This window comes from Streptomyces vulcanius, assembly GCF_042653945.1.
GTDB classification, from domain to species: domain Bacteria; phylum Actinomycetota; class Actinomycetes; order Streptomycetales; family Streptomycetaceae; genus Streptomyces; species Streptomyces mangrovi.
This window is the reverse complement of the sequence record NZ_JBHSFK010000040.1, coordinates 44,347-62,613: the sequence shown is the minus strand read 5'-3', so window position 1 is coordinate 62,613 and position 18,267 is coordinate 44,347. Positions and strand designations below refer to the sequence as shown.

Below are 18,267 nucleotides of genomic sequence, written 5' to 3'. Positions count from 1 at the left end.
CTGGGGACTTGACAGAGCGTGGGGTCTTGTGTGCACGCGTGTGCACGTGCACGTGTGCACGCTTTACACGCGTGAGGCCCCGCCGGAGCCCGGCGGGGCCTTCGCTGGTGACGTTCAGTGACGCGGGGGGTGCTTCGCCACGACCTGCTCCGCGTACTGCAGGAGGTCGTTCCAGATCCGCGCGTCGCCCTCCGCGCGCTGGTCCATCGCCGTGATGAACAGGCGGCAGATGAGGGCGAATCCGGAGTAGACGTCGCCGCGACCGGCTTTGACGTCCTTGGCGATTCGGGATCGTGCCAGGCGGAGCCAGAATTCCATCAAGCCCGCCTCGCCGCGAGATTCGCGGGCTTTGTCCGCCTCTTCCTTCAGCCAGTTCCTGCGCCGTTCGATGGAGCGTTCGGCGCTGCTGAGGGGGCGGTTCACGCCGACTCCCTGTTACCCAGGTCGTAAATCGACGTAGGGACACTGTAGCTGGAATTCTGAATCTGTGCACCCTGCTGCGGCGGGTTGGGCGCAGCCTGGAGCGACTGCGGGGTCTTCTTCTGCTTCCTTTCCAGCTCCTTTTCCTTCCTGTCCTTGGCCGTATTCACAACGGCCTCGTCGTGAGCGCGGCGCTTATAGGCGCTCTTTTCCAGGCCTTTGGTGAGGTTGTTCAGGTTCTTGAGAACCTGCCCGAGGGCCTTTTCGACGGGCATTGCACGCAGCCGCGCGTGGTACCAGCGGTCGCCCTCCACGTGCGTGTCGCGCAGGTGCACGCGGGTCTCGTGCGCGAGGGTTTCCAGGTTCTTGCCGATGTCCAGCAGGACCCGCTGAACGTCGGCCAGGTACCGGGCGGTTGCCTCCGGGCTCTGCGCGACGTCGCGCAGAGGTGCGTGATTCTGGTCGTTGTCGCTGTTCACGGCGGGGATTCCTCCTGGTGTACTTGGGGATCTGGGACTGCTTCCGGCAGTCGCGGCGAGGGCCAGCCCACTTCCGATGGGCTGGCCCTCACTGGTGGTGCCGGACGGGTGGATCAGGGGCGGTAGCCGTCGGCGAGCAGCGCGACGGCCTCCTGGCGGTACTTCGAGGCGGTGTCCGTGGACGACACGTCGAACTCCCGCTGGATATCGGCGATCGAGATCACGCGGCACAGCTCGCGGTGAATTTCGTCGGGCCCCAGGCCGACCGTCACCAGGCCGGCCGCGAACGCCATGCGCGCGACCTTGCGGACTGCCCGCTCGCGCGGGTGCAGCTTCGCGGTGTCCTCGATTTCGACCGCGCGCCGCTCGACTTCGGCGGCGGCGAGTCGCGTTTCGGCAGCACGGAGTTCGGTTTCGGCCTCACGCTCCCGGGCCGCCTGCGTGTTGGCGCGGGCGGTCGCCGTGCGCTCGGTCTCCTCCGCCGTCAGCCGGTCGGCTTCGGCAGCGCGGCGCCGCGTTTCGGCAGCGGCCTTCGCCGTTTCGGCAACAGCCGCGTCAGCTTCGGCAGCAGCCTTCCGGGCTTCGGCGATACCCCGGGTCTCGATCGCTTGAGCCTCCGCCGCGGCGACCCGGTCGGCCTCCGCAGCTTCCTTCCGCTTCTCGGCTGCCTGGCGCTCCAGTTCGGCCGTCTGCAGGTCGGCGGCCGCCGCCGCGCGGCGTTTATCGGCCGCCTTGCGCTCCGCCTCCGCCTGACGGGCACGGGATTCGGCGACCAGCGCGTTCTCCGTCGCCTTCTCCTCCAGCTCAGCGGCCCGCTCTGCGGCGCTGACCTGGGCTCGGGCGTGTGCGCGGGCCTGGCCGGTCTGGCCGTCGACCTCAGCGCGGACCGCCTCCACCTTGCCCTTGGCGCGCAGCCGCTCCGCTTCGGACTCCGCCTTGGCGACCTCGCCGCGCGTCTCCGCGTCCAAGCGCCTGCGCTCGGCTTCCTCCTCACGCTCCTGAGCTGCCCGTTCCTGCGCATCGGGCATGGCCAGGGCCTGGTCGACGGTGTAGCCGTACGGGGCCATCTTCATCGGCAGCAGCTCATCCTCGCTGGCCTTGGAGATGTCGCCCTCGTACTTGCGCTTGAGCCACTGCTCGTAGGCGATGAGCTGCTGGTCGCGGTGGATCATCTCCGGGTAGGAGGTGACCCCCCACAGCCGCATCCGGCGGAAGATCCGGGCCGTCGCCACCGGGGCGAGGACCCACCGCAGCCACGGGATCGAGTCACGTCCGGCCTGGTCAGGCCGGACCATGCGGTCGATCGAGGTGCGCCCGATCTCCACGACCGTGATGAAGAGGATCGGCACGACACCGTGGGCGCCGGCGGCGACGTAGTCGAGCAGCCTCCAGGCCCCTTCCGGGGCCCCGGACGCGGCGTTGAGGATGACCGTCGCGCCGGTCAGCAGCCACACCGGGTAGCGAATCCAGCTGATGGGGCGCTTGAGCCAGGCCATCAGCAGGTCGACGGCGATCATCACCATGATGCCGACGTCGACGCCGACCGCGAACAGCTGGCCCTTGCCCAGCGTGCCGAAGCGGAGCTCCTTGAAGGCGAAGTCCGCGACGTGCTCGAAGCTGAGGTACAGGCCGATGCCCGCGAGGGCGAGCGCGGCGATCACGATCGCTCCGGCGGCCCACTTCTGGCTGCCGGTCAGCTTCCCCGGCGAGGTCTTCGTTCCGGTTCCGCTTTCCGTCTCCGAAGCGAAGTCCTGCGCCTCCGAAACGGCGCCGGGCATCTTCGAAACCGGCTCGTGCGTTCCCGAAACGGCGGCCGGAGTAGCCGATTCGGGGTCGGGTTCGGCCGCGGTTCGCGGCCAGTCGGTGATCGTCATGAGGGCCTCCGGAGGGGGTCGTTCAGGGTGTGGGCGAAACGGTGGGGGCCGCTCCCGAAACGCGGGCGGCTGCTCCCGAAACGGCGGTCGGCGGAGCCGAAATGGGCCTCGAGGGGCCGTTGCCTTCCCGGAGCGGGCCGTGCTGAAAAGCCCGCTGCCCGTGGTGCGGGCGGCGGGTCCGGGGGAGTGCTGGGGGGCGGGCTCGAAACTGTCCGTGGCTCCCGCCGGGCGGGAGCGAAACGGGACTGTCCGACTCCCGTCACCGCCCGATCCTGTCCGCCGTGGTGCGGCGGCCGGTGCGAGCGGATCAGGCAGTCGTCAGGCCGTGATCGTGAGGGGACGGTGCGGGTCGATGACCCGGCCGTCGGGGAGCAGCTCGCCGGTGTCGTCGAAGACCAGCACGGCGTTGCACAGCAGGCTCCAGCCCTGCTCCGGGTGGCTGGCCACGACGCGGGCGGCCTCCGCGGCCGGGCTGGAGGCCGGCGGGCAGTGCGGCGTGTGCGTGCACAGCGAGTCCGGCAGCCGGGTGGTGCCGGCATCGGTCGTCGCGGTGTCGAGCGGGGTGGTCGTCGTGCCCATCAGGGCCTCCCTGGGCTGTCGGTCCGGGCTGTCCGGCTCCCCGTCACCGCCCGTCCCGGCCGCCAAGGTGCAGCGGTCGGTGCGGGCGGATCAGGCAGCCGTCAGGACCAGATTCAGGAGGCGTTGCGGGCCTGGCGGGCGGCACGGCGCTTGATGCGGCGGCGGTCGTTCTCGGACATGCCGCCCGATACGCCGTGCGTCTGACCGGTCTCCAGCGTCCAGGCCGCGCACGTCTCCAACACGGGGCACCTGCGGCACACCGCTTTGGCCTCGTCAATCTGCAGGAGCGCCGGGCCGGTGTTGCCGATGGGGAAGAAGAGCTCGGGGTCCTCCTGGGCGCAAGCGCCGCGGACCCGCCAGTTGCTGTTGACCGGCAGGTCGGCAGCGGGGGCTTGGGCGGCGCGCGTCGCCTGGACGGTGGTTACGATGACGGAGCGGTTCATATGGGGCCTCCCATAGGTCCGTTGCGTACGAGACAGCCCCAGGGCGGCCACCCTGGGGCTGTTCGCGTGGTGCGGCGGCCGGACGGCCGGAGCGGGGTGACATCCCGACGCTCTCCGCCGGCCCCGCCCGGCGAGGGGCGGAGACGACGGGCAATGCCGGAGGTCAGCGGCGCTGCTGCTTCTGCCGGGCCTGGTAGGCGTCCTGGAGCCGGGCGAAGCGCTCGTGGATCGGCGCCCCGGCCACGCACTCCTGACCTTCCTGGCAGGCCTCGCAGCTGGTGGTGTGTTCGGTGGAGTCCTGGAACGCCTTCATGTAGCGGACGTACAGGTCATCCGTCTGACGGGCGGTCATCGGCGGTTGTCCTCCGACCGCTTGTTCTGCTCCGCGTTCTTCCGCGAGAGCTCCGCGCGCTCCGCGTCGGTCAGGCTGGTGATCACGCCGCCACCCCCCAACCGGCGAGCACCGGGGTGGTGGCGGGCAGGAGCACCAGGGCGACGTCGATGCGGGCAGCGTCCTCGGGCTCGTAGCCCTTGGCGTCGTCCTCGCGCTCGATGTCGTCGACGATGCCAGCCGTCGGCCGTGCCGCGGAGCGTGTCATGCTGTGGTGCATCAGGTCCTCCAGACAGGTCCTGGACAGCCCCGGGGGCCCAATCCCTGGGGCTGTCGCCGTTCACTCCCCAGTCGGGGAGTCGGCTGCCGTTCGAGCAGCCACGGCCCCGGCCATCCCGCGTACGGGATGGCCGGGGCCGTGGTCGATCGTGCGTGGCGGTTCAGCGCTCGGAGCGCTTGGGGCGAAGCGTGGTCAGCGGGACCAGCGGGCTGCCCAGCGGAGCGTCACCGGCGGGCAGCTCCGCGCGCCGGGTGTCGGTCTCACGCACCGCGGTCTCCGTCGATGCCCACTTCATCTCCCGCAGCAGCCACAGCGCCCGGCCGTCACCCGGCTCCTCTTCTTCCTGCACCGCAGTCGCCCGGCCGGGCGCGTTGCGAAGCTTGTAGAGGTAGAGACGGGCGAGCGGGCTGCCTTCGGCGCAGTGAGCGTGACCGGACTCCTGGCAGACCTCGCACTGCTCGCAGTGCGCCCGGAACAGCCGGAGCGTGCCGCTCGCGTCCAGGTCCGGCGCCGTGATGTGGACGATGGCGGGGACCGGCGAGATCTTCGGCTTGCGGAGCACGTTGGTCGGGCGCCGGGACGACGTCTCCGTGATGGCGTCGGCCAGGAGCTCACGCCACTCAGCGATCGTCAGATCCAGCTTCACCCTGCGGTTGCTGCCGATGCACCGGCGGGGTTCGGCGGTGCCGGCGCGGCCGGTGTGGTGGGGGACCAGCTTCGGGTTGTGGCCGTCGTGCCCGGTGATGGGGCACCAGGTCCGGCAGTTCGGGCAGACCAGGCTCTCCGTGCCGGGGAGCAGGTCGATGTCGATGGGGAGCAGCTTCGAGACGACGATGGCGGGGAGGCTGCTGACCTGCTTCGTGCGGGTCCGGGTCAGACGCTTGCGGGCCGTGGGCATCGCGGACGTGATGGTCATGCGGATCTCCTTGCGTAGGGAGGGAAGGGGCTGCGTCGCGGTGCTCTCTCCGCCCGCCAGGCGCACGGGAGACCCGGCGTCCTGGAGGACGGACAGCGCATAGCGCTGCGACGTGCACGCAGGTGAGTCGCGCCCAGGGGATTTAGTGGTGCATCAACCCCGGCCCCCTCTCGCGAGGCGGACGACTTCCTGCGGTGGTGCTGGTAGGGGACCGAGGTTCCGGCTCCCTCATCCGGCGTCGCCCTCAGGCGATTCCGGGTGGGGGAGCCGGGTCCGTGGGGGACCCGACTAGGGATTTCACAACCTCGGTACCGAGGTTGCTTCTCTAGTAGAACTCTCCTCGGTACCGATGTCAATAACATCGGTACCGAGGCTGTAGCATGTGCGGGCTACTCCCGGTGTGTTCAAGCCGTCCCGCGAGGTACCTCGGTAACCAGCGGCCTAGGATCGATACCGAGGTTGGGAGACAGATGACCGATGAGACGGGCGCGCAGCTCACCAAGGCTCAGCAGATCGCGGCTGAGCTGAGGGCAGCGATCGAGCGCGGGGACTACGGCCCCGGCGATCGCCTGCCTGGAGAAAACGCGCTGGCCACACAACACGGCGTCGCCGACCTCACGGCCCGCAGGGCCATGAAGATCTTGCGCACCGAGGGCCTCATCGAGACCAAGAAAGGGGCCGTCGCCCGCGTTATCTCGTTCCAGCCCATCCGCCGCCGCGGCATCCAGCGGCTTGCCCGCAACCAGTGGGGAAGCGGGAAAACAGTCTGGTCGGCAGACGACCACCGCGCTCCGGACGTCGACCAGATCAAGGTGCTGGAGAGCACGGCCGCACCTCAACACATCAGCGACGTATTTGAGTTGGCGCCCGGCGAAACGGTCTGCGTACGCAGCCGGCGATACGTCATGGAGGGACGCCCGGTCATGATCGCGGAGTCGTACCTGCCGCAGTTGCTCGTTGCAGGCTCGCCCATCGTGCAGGCCGACACCGGACCCGGCGGCATCTACGCTCGCCTGGCCGACCTTGGTCACGCACCAGCCCATTTCCGCGAGGAGATCCGAGTGCGCATGCCTTCCGCAGAAGAAGCAGCCCGACTGGCCATCCCTGCCGACAGAACCGTCATCAAGGTGGCGCGCACGGCGTTCGATGCCGAAGGGCGAGCAGTGGAGATCAACGAGATGACTCTGGACTCGACAGCGTACGTACTGGACTACGAGTTCGACGCGTGACGTTCCTGGGTCCCGCCCAACACAATCCGCCATTGCGATGCCCTCCAAACACTCCACTGCGTGTGGGGGCCATCACACCCGGCGGAGGCTCGGAGGAACATCACGAACTGCTCGTCACTTCGCTGAACGAGTTCCTCAACGCGTTTTCAACGACAAGCTACACACGGGTTTCCGGGGCCCGCCCTTAGGCTCCGGATCATGGTGAAGACGGAGGACCACGGGGTGGGAAAGCGCGCAGGGTGGCGCCCGGACAGGCTCAGGGAGCACCGGGAGGCTCACGGACTGACGCTGGAAGACGCGGGTGAGCAACTGCGGCTCGTGGCAGAGCAGGCCGGGCTGAAGGATGTACCGGCCGCGAATCCTCAGACCTTGAGCCAGCACGAGACGGGCGAGAGCTACCCGGGTCCGCCGTATCGTCGGGCTTACTGCCTCTTGTATCGGGCGACGGAGCCATCCCTCGGATTCCGGCCAGCACTACCGGGGGAGGAAACGAAGTTCGAGGTCAGTCCTCTTCCCGAGCAGCGCAATGGGCTGCATGTCATCGCCGTGGAACGGGCCTTGACGCGGATTGCGGACGGCGACGGGTTCGACAGCTACAGCTGGCAGAAGCGGGTGATGGAGGCCTGGAAGCGTCGTCGTACGGGCGGAGACCCGCACCGCCCCTGCGTGGTGCTGGTCGGCGGCTTCGCGGGATCCGGGAAGACCGAGTTCGCGCGGTTCCTGACCCAGCTGACGGGCTGGCCACTCGTGGACAAAGATCCCCTGACCAGGCCCTTGGTGGAGCCGTTGCTGGCCGCGCTGGGATCACAACCGCAGGACCGCCACACCGACGTGTACCGCACGAAGGTCCGGCCAGCCGAGTACGCCGCGCTGATGCAGGCCGTCTACTCGCACGTGACCTGCGGCATCTCTGCGGTCGTGACCGCCCCGTTCATCGCGGAGCTCACAGACAAGCACTGGATGGAGCGGCTGATCAACAAGTGCGCGTCGCATGGTGTCGACGTGGCACCGATCTGGGTGCAGTGCGACGTGGAGTCGATGCATGAGTACATCTCGCATCGCGGCGCGGCCCGGGACGCGTGGAAACTTGAGCGGTGGGACGAATATGTAGCCACGATCGACGTAGATCTGCGTCCGGCGGTCCCACATCTGGTAGTCGATAACCGCATGGGCGGAGCGATCTCCCTGGCAGACCAGGCCCGGCAGGCGATCGGGGCGATGCCGGCATGAAACCGGGCATCATCCTCTACGGGCCGCCGGCGGCCGGGAAGGACACCGTCACTGCGGCGCTGGCGAAGGCCGACCGCAAGTACGAACAGTTCACCCGGATGAAGGTCGGGACAGGGAAGACCGACGGCTATCGCATGGGCGCCGTGGCAGAGCTGGAGAGCCTGGAGGCAGCCGGGGACGTCGTCTACTACAACGAGCGGTACGGCAACGTCTACGTCATCGACCGGCCCGGCCTCGCTGACGCGTTCGCGGCCGGGGTTCCGATCGTGCATCTTGGTCAGGTCGCCGGGGTACAGGAGCTGCTCGCCGGGTATCCGGCGGAGTGGCTGACCGTGCTGTTGTGGTGCCCGAGGGCGGTAACCGAGCAGCGCTCGCAGGGCCGTGGGGATGCGGACACGGCGACGCGGATGACGGTGTGGGAAGAAACCCAGGCCGATCTGGTCGCGCACGCCGGGTTCCGGTTCGATCTGACGCTGCGGACGGACCTGACCCAGCCGCCGCAGGCCGCGCGGCTCATTCGGCAGGCGCTGTGGCGTCGTTCGGAGGGGCCGGCGGCGTGATCGGGGCAGCGAGCTGGTCGAGGGCGGCATCGAGCGTGATCTCCGTGTCGTCCTTGATGGCGTGCCACCGTTCCAACGTGCGCGCGGCCGCGCGCAGCACATCGTCCGGGATGCCTGCGGCGGCGAGCATGTCGCCGGCCTCGTCCAGCTCGGGGCCCCAGCGCCAGGCGCGGGCTGCGGTCTTCGGGATGTACTGCGGCTCGGTGAGGTATGAGTCGGTGCGCTTGGATGCGACGGTGATGAGCTCCTGGTCGACGCCATGTTCGCGGGCGATGCCGATCGACAGTGCGGCCAGCAGCCGGGATGCCTTCTGGAACGCGGTGTACGAGAGCTTGAGGGCGCTGGCCTGCCCGAGCTCGGAACCGAGCCAGTGGGTGTGGACCGCGGTGTTCGCGAAGACCGCGTCGACGCACTCCGTCGCACCGCTCGGGCCCGACAAATACAGGGTCGGGGTCTTCCCGCCGGTCGGCGGGGAGCCGACGACCGAGGCGTCGACCACCGCCCACGTCTCGGGCAGCAAGCCAGCAATCCGGCGCACACGCTCGGGACTGATGGCGTTCGCCTCCACGTACAGGCCCCCGCGGAAGCCGTGCTTGGCGACCTGGCGGGCGATGTCCTCGGCGGCAGCGGGCGGGCACAGGCTGATCAGCATGTCCGCGCGGTCCAACAGCTCGCTCAGTGACTCCACCGCCTCCAGCCCGGCCTGCTCGGCGCGCGCGATCGATGCCTCGCTGCGGCCCTGGCTGCACCACAGGACGTTCTTCGCGTTCAGGTTGGCGCAGGCGGCGACGGCCGCGCCCATGCTGCCCGGGTGCAAGATCGCGACGGTCTCCTTCACAGCGTTCACGGGTCTACCTCCGGTGGTCATGGGTGCGCAGGATGCCGATCGCGTCGAGGACGTCGTCAACGGTGTAGTCGGGGGCGTCGACGTGGGCGGGCCAGGGACGGCCGCGCAGCCAGATGGTGCGCAGCCCGGCCTGCTGGCCACCGCCGATGTCACCGCCGGGGTTGTCGCCGCACATCCAGCCGCCCTCGGTCAGGTCGTGTCCGCACCGCCCGGCGGCGAGACGGAAGAGCCGCGGGTCGGGTTTGCGGATCTCAAGGTCGCCGGAGACGGCGACGCCGTCGACCAGGTCGGCAAGGCCGGTGGCGGTGAGTTTGGCGCGTTGAATGTCGGCGGCGCCGTTGGTGACGACGCCGATCGTCCAGCCGCCCTCGCGGAGGCGGGCCAAGCCCTCGAGGACGGCGGGACGGCAGGAGACGGCAGCTGCCATCTGGTCGACATACGTCTGCCAGAGCTCCGCTGCGGGCTCGGTCAGCGCGAAGGCCTCGCACACCCGGAGGAAGCTGCCGGGACCAGCTCGGTCTGCGAGTTCGGTAAGCAGCCACGCTTCGACCTCGGACCCGAAGCCGTGCGTCCGGCACACGCCGACCACGGCATCGCTGAAGGCCGATCGCCGGTCAACCAGCGTGCCGTCCAGATCGAAGAGGGCCAGTCGCTGTTGCACGAAGGTGACCCTATCCGCGACGCAGCATCGTCTCCCTCTGGGCGTGCTTTCGGCGAGCTTGAGTCGGACCACATCCCGTGGCGCGGGACGCTCGGGCATCAAGTTGACCGCCCCACGGGAATCGCAGATCGACCTGTCCAAAGGGCTTTTGATTTGCGATCAGAATGTGCTCGAATCAAGGAAACTTGCCTGTTCACCAGGGCGTTCCTGCACATGGAGATGCTTCATTTCACGAAGGGCGTGGCGCGTTTGACGGACCGACAGCAAACGTGGGGCCATGCGACACGTAAGCCCCTGGCGCCCGTATCGGAGAGGCGGGGGAGTATCGTGTCCCCGAGCTTGATCAATAAAAAAATGGCCCCCGCGACCTTGAGCAAGTCGAGGGGGCGGGCCGAAGGACTTTGTCGAAGGAGTCCGACGGCCAGCCGACCACCCGTCCTTTTCAGCGAGTCCAAGGTGATCGACATGACCCAGGGTACCCGCACCCTGCCCCAGACACACAGCACCCCGCCGTGGTGCCAGCAGCGCATGAGCGACCGCTGGCCCTTCGACGGGGCGTTTGTGCTGCGCACAGCCGCCTGCCCCTCGGTTGAGGGGAGCGGCATGAGTTAGTCGAGGGGCGGCTTGGCCGCCCGGGGACCAGCTCCCAGGTGATTCGCAGTCACCTCAGCTGGCGCCCCATCTGCCACCGGAGAGCTTCGCAGGCCCTCCGAAGGGATCGCCCGACCGGTTCGCACCCGGCCAAGCGGTTCAACTCTCGGTTCTCACCAGAATCAGAAGCACCCCGAGGGGGCTTCTGCACGACCACCTTCAGAGAAGGAGGCCGTCGTCATTTTGCACGACTGCTCGGGCTTTTACCAGCCCAGATACGCCCGTTTCATCACCCTTTGCCCGTCTGTGACGTCCCACATTGACGGATTTCACAGCACGATTCATCCCGTATGCCCGGCCTTTCGCTCGGTTCATCGCGTGTTTCCTGCGGCAGGCCTGCCTCAAGTACGGACCCCTTCCTCGGTTGTCCACAAGCCCGTCGCCGCTCGCTGGAATCTGTCCACAGGCCGGAGGTCGGAGCCTGCACGGGTGATCCGTATCGACCTGTCGCCTGTCATCGTCTCCGCCGAGGTGGCCCGGTGAGTGCCATGGCGGCGTCGGCCGCTTCCGTGTTCGACATCCCCGTTGGCGATGTTTCGCGCCGTCAGCTGCGGTCGGTGCCGGCGCAGGCCGGTCCGGTCGTTCAGTTGGAGCTGGGCAACCCGCTCCAACTGTCGAAGACGATGCGGACCCGGCTGCTTGCCGCGGTGCGGGCTCTGGTGTCGGACCCGGCGCTGAAGGGCGCTGGTGACCCCGCGCGGCTCGCGGCGGTGGTGCTGATGGCGAAGGCGAAGGTCGCGGACGACTACAGCACCCGGATCACCGCCAAGGAGCTGGGCCGGTGGGTGGGACTGAAGACGTCCCGGATCGCGCACAAGGTGCTGCCTGAGCTGCGTGAACGCGGCGTGGTCGGGTCGAACGAGACGACCAGCGCTGCCGGGCGGATGACGGGCCTGGAGTGCTGGGTGATCCCGATGTACCGGGCGCAGCACGGCGGGGACCGGCGGCATGTCCTGGCGTTGTCGCGGGTGGAGCTGGTCGTCCTGCTGAAGTTGATCGAGGCGCTGTTCGCGCCGGGCTGGGCGGACAAGGACGGGCGGGTCACCCGGGCGGGGATGCTTGCGGACCGTACGGGGCGCGGGGCGGCGACGGACCGGCTCGGGCTGCTGCTGATGGTGCTGTCCTCGAACTCCAGGGGCTGGCTGCAGCTGTGCTCCGGCAGCGTGGACACCGAGCGGGGCCGTCCGGCCGCGACGGCGGGACGGCTGCTGGGCTGCTCGCCGGCCGCTGGAGCGAAGGTTTTGGCGCGGCTCCAGGAGCAGGACGTGCTGACGGTGGACCGCCGCGAGACGGCGTCCGGGCTGAACGCGCGCAGCCGGGTGCGGCTGCTCCCGGTCGCCCGGGCTCACGGTGTCCTCGTCCGGGAGGCCCGCGAGGCCGCCGCCTCCGTGTTTTCAGACCTCGCCGGTAGTGCATCCGGAGATCATGAGACGGCCGGAAGCCTTGTAACCCCTGTGGTTACTGGGGTGGAGGACGCCGGGCAGGGCGGGGAAGCCGGTTCCACAGACCTCGCCGTTGCTGCACACCTTCACGCCTTTCACGCTCCTGTGGTTACTCCTGCTGGTTCTCTCCCGCTCTCTGGTGGCTTTTCCGGCGAAGGCCGTGGTGGGAACCCTGGTCTGCCGGACCGCGCGTGCGTGCGCGAGGACGGCGGCCCGCTGCGCGGGGAACAACCGAAGAAGTCCCCGTCGATCAGCAGCGAGAAGCCCGGCTGCGGGCCGGTGGCGGGTACTCCGGTGCGGGTCGTGCACGGTGCGGGTCAGGGCAGGCAGCAGCGGGGGAGGGTGCCCCTGCCGCCGGAAGATCTGCGGGCCGTCCTGGCTGCGGTTGACCTGGTGTGGGCGCGGCTGGACCGTCCGGCCGCCCGCCGCCTGGTGGAGGCCGCAGCCCGCAGCGAGCTGAAGCGGGTGATCGGGTTCGCCGGTCGCGCCGACGCTCCGCAGGTCCTCGCCGACCGGCTCGCCCGCCGCCTGGCCGACCAGATGCGGCTGCACGGGCCAATCAAAGACCCAGTGGGCTGGCTGATCGGCCTGGCCCTGCCCCAGCGTCAGCAGTGCGGCGACGTGCGATGCGACGACCGGATGCTGCTCGACTCCGGCCAGGACTGCCCGCGCTGCGCGGAGAAGCAGGAAGACCGCCGCGACCAGCGCCGCGCGTTGGCGGCCGCCGTCGACGCGGCGTTGCCCGGCGCCTCCGAGACCGAGCGCCGGGCGGCGACCGAGCAGCAACTGCACCAGGACGTGACCGCCCGGGCGTGGGCGAAGGCGTACAAGTGGGAACAGGTCCGCGCCCGGCAGACCGCCGCCAAGGCCCGCGCCGAAGCCGCAGCCGCGCAGCCGGCCGACGTCGTCCCAGCCGCGCCGGTGGCCCCGGTCGTACTGCCCGCACCGCGCCAGGCCGCCGTCGTCCCCGCACCGGAGCCGGAGACCGCCGACGTCGACGACGACCAGGACCTGGTCCTCGAGGAGCTGACCCGTGAGCAAGTCCGCAACTGGCGGGTGCGGGGGATGAAAGACCACAGCGTCGTCTTCGACCACATCGACCGGTACAGCGAGACGTCCGCGCGACGGCTGTTCAGCCACCAACTGGTCGACCAGGCACAGCACCTCTCCCGGCTCGGGCACCTGAACCTCGGCTACGCCACCTGGGGGCAGGCATGAGCGGCGGCGAGGTGTCCGGGGTCGACCTGGCCCGGGTCGCGCTGCGGGCCGCGATGGAGACGGCGCGCAAGAACGGCAGCAGCCAGAAGGCGAAGCAGAAGCCGCAGCCGGTCCGTACGGTGCGACGCGACGGGCGCGAGCCGATGGGGCTCGGTGCCGCGATCGGCGCGCTGGTCACCGAGCGGGCCTGGGAGCTCCCGGCCGCCGGCGCCACGCTGCGCCAGCGGTGGGAGGCCATCGCCCCCGAGCTCGCCGGGCACGTCACCGCCGTCGGCTACGACGCCGACTCCGGCCAGCTCACCGTGTGCCCGGAGTCGACGGCCTGGGCGACGAAGACGCGCCTGGAGCAGACCCGGATCATCGCGGCTGCCAACAAGGCAGCGGGCCGCACGGTCGTGCTCACCCTGCGGATCCTGCCGCCCGGCGCCGTACCCATGCCTGCTCCAGCCGACGTAGCCCCGGAAGTCCCGGCCGCGCCCACGGGCCCGGCGAGGACCGGGGAGACGGCGCGCAAGGGCTACCGCCGCGCGCTCGCCGCGCACCAGGAGACCGCGTCGCCCCGCCGGGTGGACCCGGGCATCGAGGAAGCGGTGGAGCGGCAGACCCGGGCGATGCGCGAACTCAGCCGCCGCGCGTTCCCCGACCCCGAAGTCGTCCCGGACGATGCGACAGCCTCGATCGAGGTGACCCGCGCTCAGCGCCGCCGCGCAGCCGCTACCACCGAGGCCGCCGCCCTGCGCCGGGCCCGCACGGAACGAGCAGGACGGGATTCCGGGACGGCTGCCGCAGTGCCGGGGTCGGCGGCACTGCGGCCCACAGCGTGAACAGGGAGGGGGCTGGCTGCGGGAGGCAGCAGGCCAGCACCCAGGGGACGGCTGGTTTGCAGTACGTAGACCATCACAAGGAAGGGAACATATGTTTCATTTTTGGGGTAGTGAGTACGGTGCGGACGTCGGATGGTTGGATGCCAGTACCCGGTGGTGCGGCGGGTCGTTGGGGTTACAGCGGGCCGCGACTGCGCCGTCGGGGATGAGGCTCGGTTCGAGTGGATGGAGGGCCGGCCAGTGAGTGACCGCAGTGCGATCGAGTGGACCGAGGCGACGTGGAACCCGACCACGGGGTGCGACCGCGTCTCCGAGGGGTGCGACAACTGCTACGCGCTGACGCTGGCGAAGCGGCTGAAAGCGATGGGATCGCCGAAGTACCAGGCCGACGGTGACCCGCGCACATCCGGGCCCGGGTTCGGGCTGACGGTGCATCCGGACGCCCTGCTCGTGTCCCTTGATGCTTGAACAGTGCGTGCGTCAAGCTGACTGAGCGCTCCAATTCCTCTCACGCTAGGTGAAGGGTGGCTACTATTTGTAGTCATTGCGTGGCTGCGAGGCGGCTCTTGCGCTGACCGGAAGCCGAATTCCCGGGCTCGCCGCACGGGCCATCTCCTCTGGCGAAGGGAAAATCCCGGCGTGACCGCCAAGTCCAGGAAGAAGACCGCCGCCTCGCCGAAGAGGACCGCATCCGCTGAGAAGGAGCGGATCGAGTCGCTACGGCGCTTCATCCGCGCCTGCAGCCCCGAGCTGCTGGAGGATCCGAACATCACCTCCGTCGGGATCGGTCGCAAGGTCACAGACGGCAGGTATGGCCGGCAGCTGGTGGTGCAGTTCACCGTGGCCACCAAGGCGGAGCAGGAGGCGCTGGGCGCTCTGGGCACGAACCTGATCCCCGAAACCATCCCTTGGGAAGGCGTCGAGGTACCCACCGACGTGCTCGAGCGCACCTACGAGCCGCACTTCCGGACGGTGGAAGAGGGCGAAAGCCCAGCTCGCAAGACTCGGCTGGACCCGATCGCGCCGGGCGTGAGCGTCGGTATGGCCGGGACCGTGCCGCCCGGAGCGGGCACCGTCGGCTGCATCGTCTTCGATAAGAGCGACGGCAAGCCGTACATCCTGAGTAACTGGCATGTGCTGCACGGCGGTGACGGAGAGCTTGGCAACGAGGTCTTCCAGCCCAGCCCGCACGACGACAACCGCACCCACCGCAACCTCCTCGGCGTGCTCACTCGCTCCCACCTCGGCGTGGCCGGCGACTGCGCGATCGCGACCGTTGAGGACCGCTCTTTCACCCGGGAGATTTTCGAGCTTGGCGTGGTGCCCAAGGAACTGGGCGAGCCCGAACTAGGCGACAAGGTGGTCAAGAGCGGGCGGACCACCGGCGTCACCCATGGCGTCGTCCGCCGCATCGATACGGTCGCCAAGATCAACTACGGCGCTGAGGTTGGCGTGAGGAGCATCGGCTGCTTCGAGATCGGCCCCGACCCCACCAACCCGCCGGCTGACGGCGGGATCAGCCTTCCGGGGGACTCCGGGGCGGTGTGGCTCTTCAAGCATGGCAACGGCCGCCCCAGCACGGTCCTGGCCGGGCTGCACTTCGGTGGTGAAAGCGTGGGAGGACCAGACGAGCACGCCCTGGCCTGCTTGTCTACCTCAGTCTTCGAGAAACTTGAGATCAGCCTTACACCGCCCACCACGGAGGCCATCCAGGCCACGACTGGATACGACGCCGGCTTCCTCAGTGAGCACGTCGACGTCCCACAGTTGGATGCTGGCCTCGCCCGCAACGCAGTCAGTCTCGATGGTTCCGAGGTCATTCCCTACACGCATTTCTCCCTGGCGCTTAGCGCGGATCGGCGCTTCCCGTTCTGGGTCGGATGGAACATCGACGGCGCTTCTCTCAAGAAGCTCAGCCGCAGCGGGATCCCTTTCGTCAAGGACCCCCGACTGCCCGCCGCCGCTCAGGTGGGCAACGAGTTGTATGAGAACAACAGGCTGGACCGCGGCCACATCGCCCGCCGCGCCGACCTGCTGTGGGGCAGCTTGTCGGAAGCAGAGAAGGCCAACTCCGACTCGTTCTTCTACACCAACATCACCCCCCAGATGGATGACTTCAACCAAAGCTCCAAGAACGGAGTGTGGGGCCAGTTGGAGGACGCCGTCTTCGCCGATGTCGACGTCGACGACCTGAGGGTCAGCATGTTCGGCGGCCCCGTCTTCCAGGACAACGATCGCGCTTTCCGTGGGGTGAGACTCCCCCGGGAATTCTGGAAAATCATCATCTTCACCGAGCAAGGCGAGCTCAGGGCCAAAGCGTTTCTACTCACCCAGAACCTCAACCAACTCGAAGCACTCGAACTCGACGAGTTCCGTGTCTTCCAGGTCACCCTCGGCGAGATCGAAGACCGTACCCAGCTGCGCTTCCCAGTAGTTCTTCACAGGGGCGACAACCTGCTTGTGCCCGAAGTGACAGCCGACCGCACTCCTGTGGAGAACTTGTCCTCCATCGACTGGGGCTGGCTCCGCCCTCCCCCCCTATCAGCTGCAGCCACCAAGCCGGCCCAGTGGAATCAGCCGCGTACACCGTGAGAAGAGCCTCACTGCCAGCACAGCACAATGGTCTCCTGGTTCAGCCGGCCGCGAGCGCGAACGTCGTACAGTTTCTAATAGTCCGGGATAACGGCCACATGCCGGCTGAGGAAATCGATTCAGGAACAGTGATCCAGCATGGCAGAATTATGCGCTACCTGCCCCTCGTCACACCGCGGCCCTAAAAGCTGCAGCTGCAAGCACGAGCGCGGTCAAAGCGAGAAGTATCACTGACGCCAAGTAGAGTCCTTGACCTGGCAATTCACGATCTCGATCAGCGTCCATTTCATGACTGTGGTCTCGCTCGATTTCGAAAATTGCTCTCTGGCAGGGTTCCCAGGCAAGACCAAGACTCGCCCCTGTAGCCAGGGCTAGAACCATGAAGGCAACACGAAATCCGGAGGCGTGACTGAAAATGCCCGCACCTACATCGCCAGCTCCAAATAGTCCGATACCTGCGAGGCCGGCACCCAGATACGTAATCCGTCTGATTTGATACTCGGCTTGACGCTGGAGCCAGTGCCAACTTTTTTTATCCATGACCCCACTTTCTTCGATAGCCCTTCCTCGCCGGAAATCAAGCGGCAGCCACTCACAGAGTGCAGGTGGTGCCCCTGGACATTCGGATTCCGGTCACCTCGAGATCGAGGCCGATAGTCGAAACCGACGCCTCGCCTTTCGCGGTCATCGAACGCGCCTCCGCCAATCGAACACTCCCTGCTTACTGTTGGGAATTTAGTGTGCTCATAGGCGTATGTCAGCGTCACCGGCGAAAGGTCACCCGTTTGACTGGCCTGCATGGGTTGCTTGCAGGAGCCGTCGTCTTCTAAACGAGGTCGTGGCCCAGGACGGTTGCGCTTCGTAGAGCCAGCCGCGTGACAGCGCCAAGCCGCTGCCGCAGTGAAGGGCGAAGCGGCGGAGGTGGCGATGAGGAGGGCGAGAGCGGCAACAAGCCTGGGCAGGAGTCAGCCGGGAATCCGCGGGGCCCATGAAAAGGGCGGGGTTGAGGGCCAGATCGGCTGGTTCCGCCGAAACCATCTCGTCCCCGTCCCGAAGTCGCGACACCGCGAACTGCGCGAGATCGACTCCGACGACGTCCCCGACCCCCTGCACCCGGAACCCGGCGGCCTGCACCCCTGGGGCACCACCACCAACAGCCACAGACTCCACTGGTATCCCAAACACGGCCACATCGTCGTCATCGGCCGCGCCGGAAACTGGGAATGGACCGGCGCCATGACCGGTTTCCTCACCCGCCAGAAGCTGACCTGCCCCCTGATTCCAGGCCGCTTCCCCAGTTCCGGCTTCACCACCGAGGCATCCCCAACCAGGTAGTCACGCCAAGGAGTCGGTGACACTGGGGCGGGCCCGAGAGCACCGGCGCGGTCGTACAGTCAGGCGGCACGGCAGATCGCGGTGTTGTTGCGCTGCTACTGGCCGCTGCCGCGGCACGCTCGGCTGGCCTGGCCGGCCGCTTCCGCCAGCGGGAGGCTGGGCGGAAGCGGTGCGGTCCCCTTCGGTCGTTCTTCAGCACAAGGGGGCCGCGCGGCCTTCCAGACAGGAAGGTGCAACGCCGGGGGAGGCGTCCGTGTTCCATAGTGCTCCCTCCCCGCAGTGCCGCAATGAGAAGTGCGGTTTCGCCACCAAAAGCATTCATTCGGCCATGATTTGCCCCTCGCTGGTGACCGCCG

19 protein-coding genes are annotated in these 18,267 nt (G+C 68.3%); 9 read left to right on the top strand and 10 right to left on the bottom strand.

Features of this window, described 5'->3' with window-relative positions; translation table 11 throughout:
- Nucleotides 1-114: 114 nt before the first annotated feature.
- The 8 genes from ACFPIH_RS42950 to ACFPIH_RS42915 form a co-directional block, all read right to left on the bottom strand.
- Nucleotides 115-423 (bottom strand): hypothetical protein, encoded by a 309-nt coding sequence (locus ACFPIH_RS42950; protein WP_381183677.1) that lies wholly within the window; start codon nt 421-423, stop codon nt 115-117.
- Nucleotides 420-899: a hypothetical protein gene (locus tag ACFPIH_RS42945; RefSeq protein ID WP_381183680.1), complete on the bottom strand. Its 480-nt coding sequence runs from the start codon at nt 897-899 to the stop codon at nt 420-422. The genes ACFPIH_RS42950 and ACFPIH_RS42945 overlap by 4 nt, the downstream gene beginning before the upstream one ends.
- Before the next feature lie 113 nt (nt 900-1,012).
- The gene (locus ACFPIH_RS42940) at nt 1,013-2,773 is read right to left on the bottom strand and encodes a DUF2637 domain-containing protein (protein WP_381183683.1); all 1,761 of its coding nucleotides are present in this window, start codon (nt 2,771-2,773) and stop codon (nt 1,013-1,015) included.
- 318 nt (nt 2,774-3,091) lie between these two features.
- Complete coding sequence (locus ACFPIH_RS42935) at nt 3,092-3,283, bottom strand: DUF5999 family protein (protein ID WP_381183830.1); 192 nt, start codon at nt 3,281-3,283, stop codon at nt 3,092-3,094.
- Nucleotides 3,284-3,465: 182 nt separating this feature from the next.
- A complete protein-coding gene (locus ACFPIH_RS42930) occupies nt 3,466-3,795 on the bottom strand; it encodes a WhiB family transcriptional regulator (protein ID WP_381183685.1) in 330 nt (109 codons plus the stop codon).
- A gap of 163 nt (nt 3,796-3,958) precedes the next feature.
- Nucleotides 3,959-4,147 carry a hypothetical protein gene (locus ACFPIH_RS42925; protein ID WP_381183688.1) on the bottom strand — a complete coding sequence of 63 codons (189 nt, stop codon included), beginning with the start codon at nt 4,145-4,147 and terminating at the stop codon, nt 3,959-3,961.
- Nucleotides 4,148-4,229: 82 nt separating this feature from the next.
- Nucleotides 4,230-4,394, bottom strand: a complete 165-nt coding sequence (locus ACFPIH_RS42920; protein ID WP_381183690.1) for a hypothetical protein — start codon at nt 4,392-4,394, stop codon at nt 4,230-4,232.
- A gap of 172 nt (nt 4,395-4,566) precedes the next feature.
- Nucleotides 4,567-5,322, bottom strand: a complete 756-nt coding sequence (locus ACFPIH_RS42915) for a hypothetical protein (protein WP_381183692.1) — start codon at nt 5,320-5,322, stop codon at nt 4,567-4,569.
- 470 nt (nt 5,323-5,792) lie between these two features.
- On the opposite strand from ACFPIH_RS42915, the gene ACFPIH_RS42910 reads away from it, so the two are divergent.
- The 3 genes from ACFPIH_RS42910 to ACFPIH_RS42900 all read left to right on the top strand — a co-directional run bounded on the left by ACFPIH_RS42910 (nt 5,793) and on the right by ACFPIH_RS42900 (nt 8,341).
- Nucleotides 5,793-6,551: a GntR family transcriptional regulator gene (locus tag ACFPIH_RS42910; RefSeq protein WP_381183694.1), complete on the top strand. Its 759-nt coding sequence runs from the start codon at nt 5,793-5,795 to the stop codon at nt 6,549-6,551.
- A 198-nt stretch (nt 6,552-6,749) separates the two neighbouring features.
- Nucleotides 6,750-7,781, top strand: coding sequence for an AAA family ATPase (locus ACFPIH_RS42905; protein WP_381183697.1), 1,032 nt, complete (start codon nt 6,750-6,752; stop codon nt 7,779-7,781).
- A complete protein-coding gene (locus ACFPIH_RS42900) occupies nt 7,778-8,341 on the top strand; it encodes a phosphotransferase-like protein (protein WP_381183699.1) in 564 nt (187 codons plus the stop codon). Before ACFPIH_RS42905 ends, ACFPIH_RS42900 begins: the two co-directional genes overlap by 4 nt.
- On the opposite strand, the gene ACFPIH_RS42895 is transcribed toward ACFPIH_RS42900, so the two are convergent.
- On the bottom strand, nt 8,295-9,188 hold the full coding sequence (locus ACFPIH_RS42895) for a DUF1932 domain-containing protein (protein ID WP_381183701.1): 894 nt from the start codon (nt 9,186-9,188) through the stop codon (nt 8,295-8,297). The genes ACFPIH_RS42900 and ACFPIH_RS42895 overlap by 47 nt on opposite strands.
- A 4-nt stretch (nt 9,189-9,192) precedes the next feature.
- Nucleotides 9,193-9,849 carry an HAD family hydrolase gene (locus tag ACFPIH_RS42890; protein WP_381183703.1) on the bottom strand — a complete coding sequence of 219 codons (657 nt, stop codon included), beginning with the start codon at nt 9,847-9,849 and terminating at the stop codon, nt 9,193-9,195.
- 465 nt (nt 9,850-10,314) lie between these two features.
- Here ACFPIH_RS42890 and ACFPIH_RS42885 point away from each other — a divergent pair, with 465 nt between their 5' ends.
- From ACFPIH_RS42885 to ACFPIH_RS42860, 6 genes are all read left to right on the top strand, one after another.
- Complete coding sequence (locus tag ACFPIH_RS42885) at nt 10,315-10,461, top strand: hypothetical protein (protein ID WP_381183706.1); 147 nt, start codon at nt 10,315-10,317, stop codon at nt 10,459-10,461.
- 527 nt (nt 10,462-10,988) lie between these two features.
- Nucleotides 10,989-13,160: a hypothetical protein gene (locus ACFPIH_RS42880; protein ID WP_381183833.1), complete on the top strand. Its 2,172-nt coding sequence runs from the start codon at nt 10,989-10,991 to the stop codon at nt 13,158-13,160.
- On the top strand, nt 13,157-13,984 hold the full coding sequence (locus ACFPIH_RS42875) for a DciA family protein (protein ID WP_381183709.1): 828 nt from the start codon (nt 13,157-13,159) through the stop codon (nt 13,982-13,984). Before ACFPIH_RS42880 ends, ACFPIH_RS42875 begins: the two co-directional genes overlap by 4 nt.
- 240 nt (nt 13,985-14,224) lie before the next feature.
- Nucleotides 14,225-14,452, top strand: a complete 228-nt coding sequence (locus ACFPIH_RS42870; protein ID WP_381183711.1) for a DUF5131 family protein — start codon at nt 14,225-14,227, stop codon at nt 14,450-14,452.
- 171 nt (nt 14,453-14,623) lie between these two features.
- Nucleotides 14,624-16,576, top strand: a complete 1,953-nt coding sequence (locus ACFPIH_RS42865; protein ID WP_381183714.1) for a DNA/RNA non-specific endonuclease — start codon at nt 14,624-14,626, stop codon at nt 16,574-16,576.
- Between the two features lie 927 nt (nt 16,577-17,503).
- Nucleotides 17,504-17,911: a hypothetical protein gene (locus tag ACFPIH_RS42860; RefSeq protein WP_381183835.1), complete on the top strand. Its 408-nt coding sequence runs from the start codon at nt 17,504-17,506 to the stop codon at nt 17,909-17,911.
- The last annotated feature ends 356 nt before the right edge of the window (nt 17,912-18,267 follow it).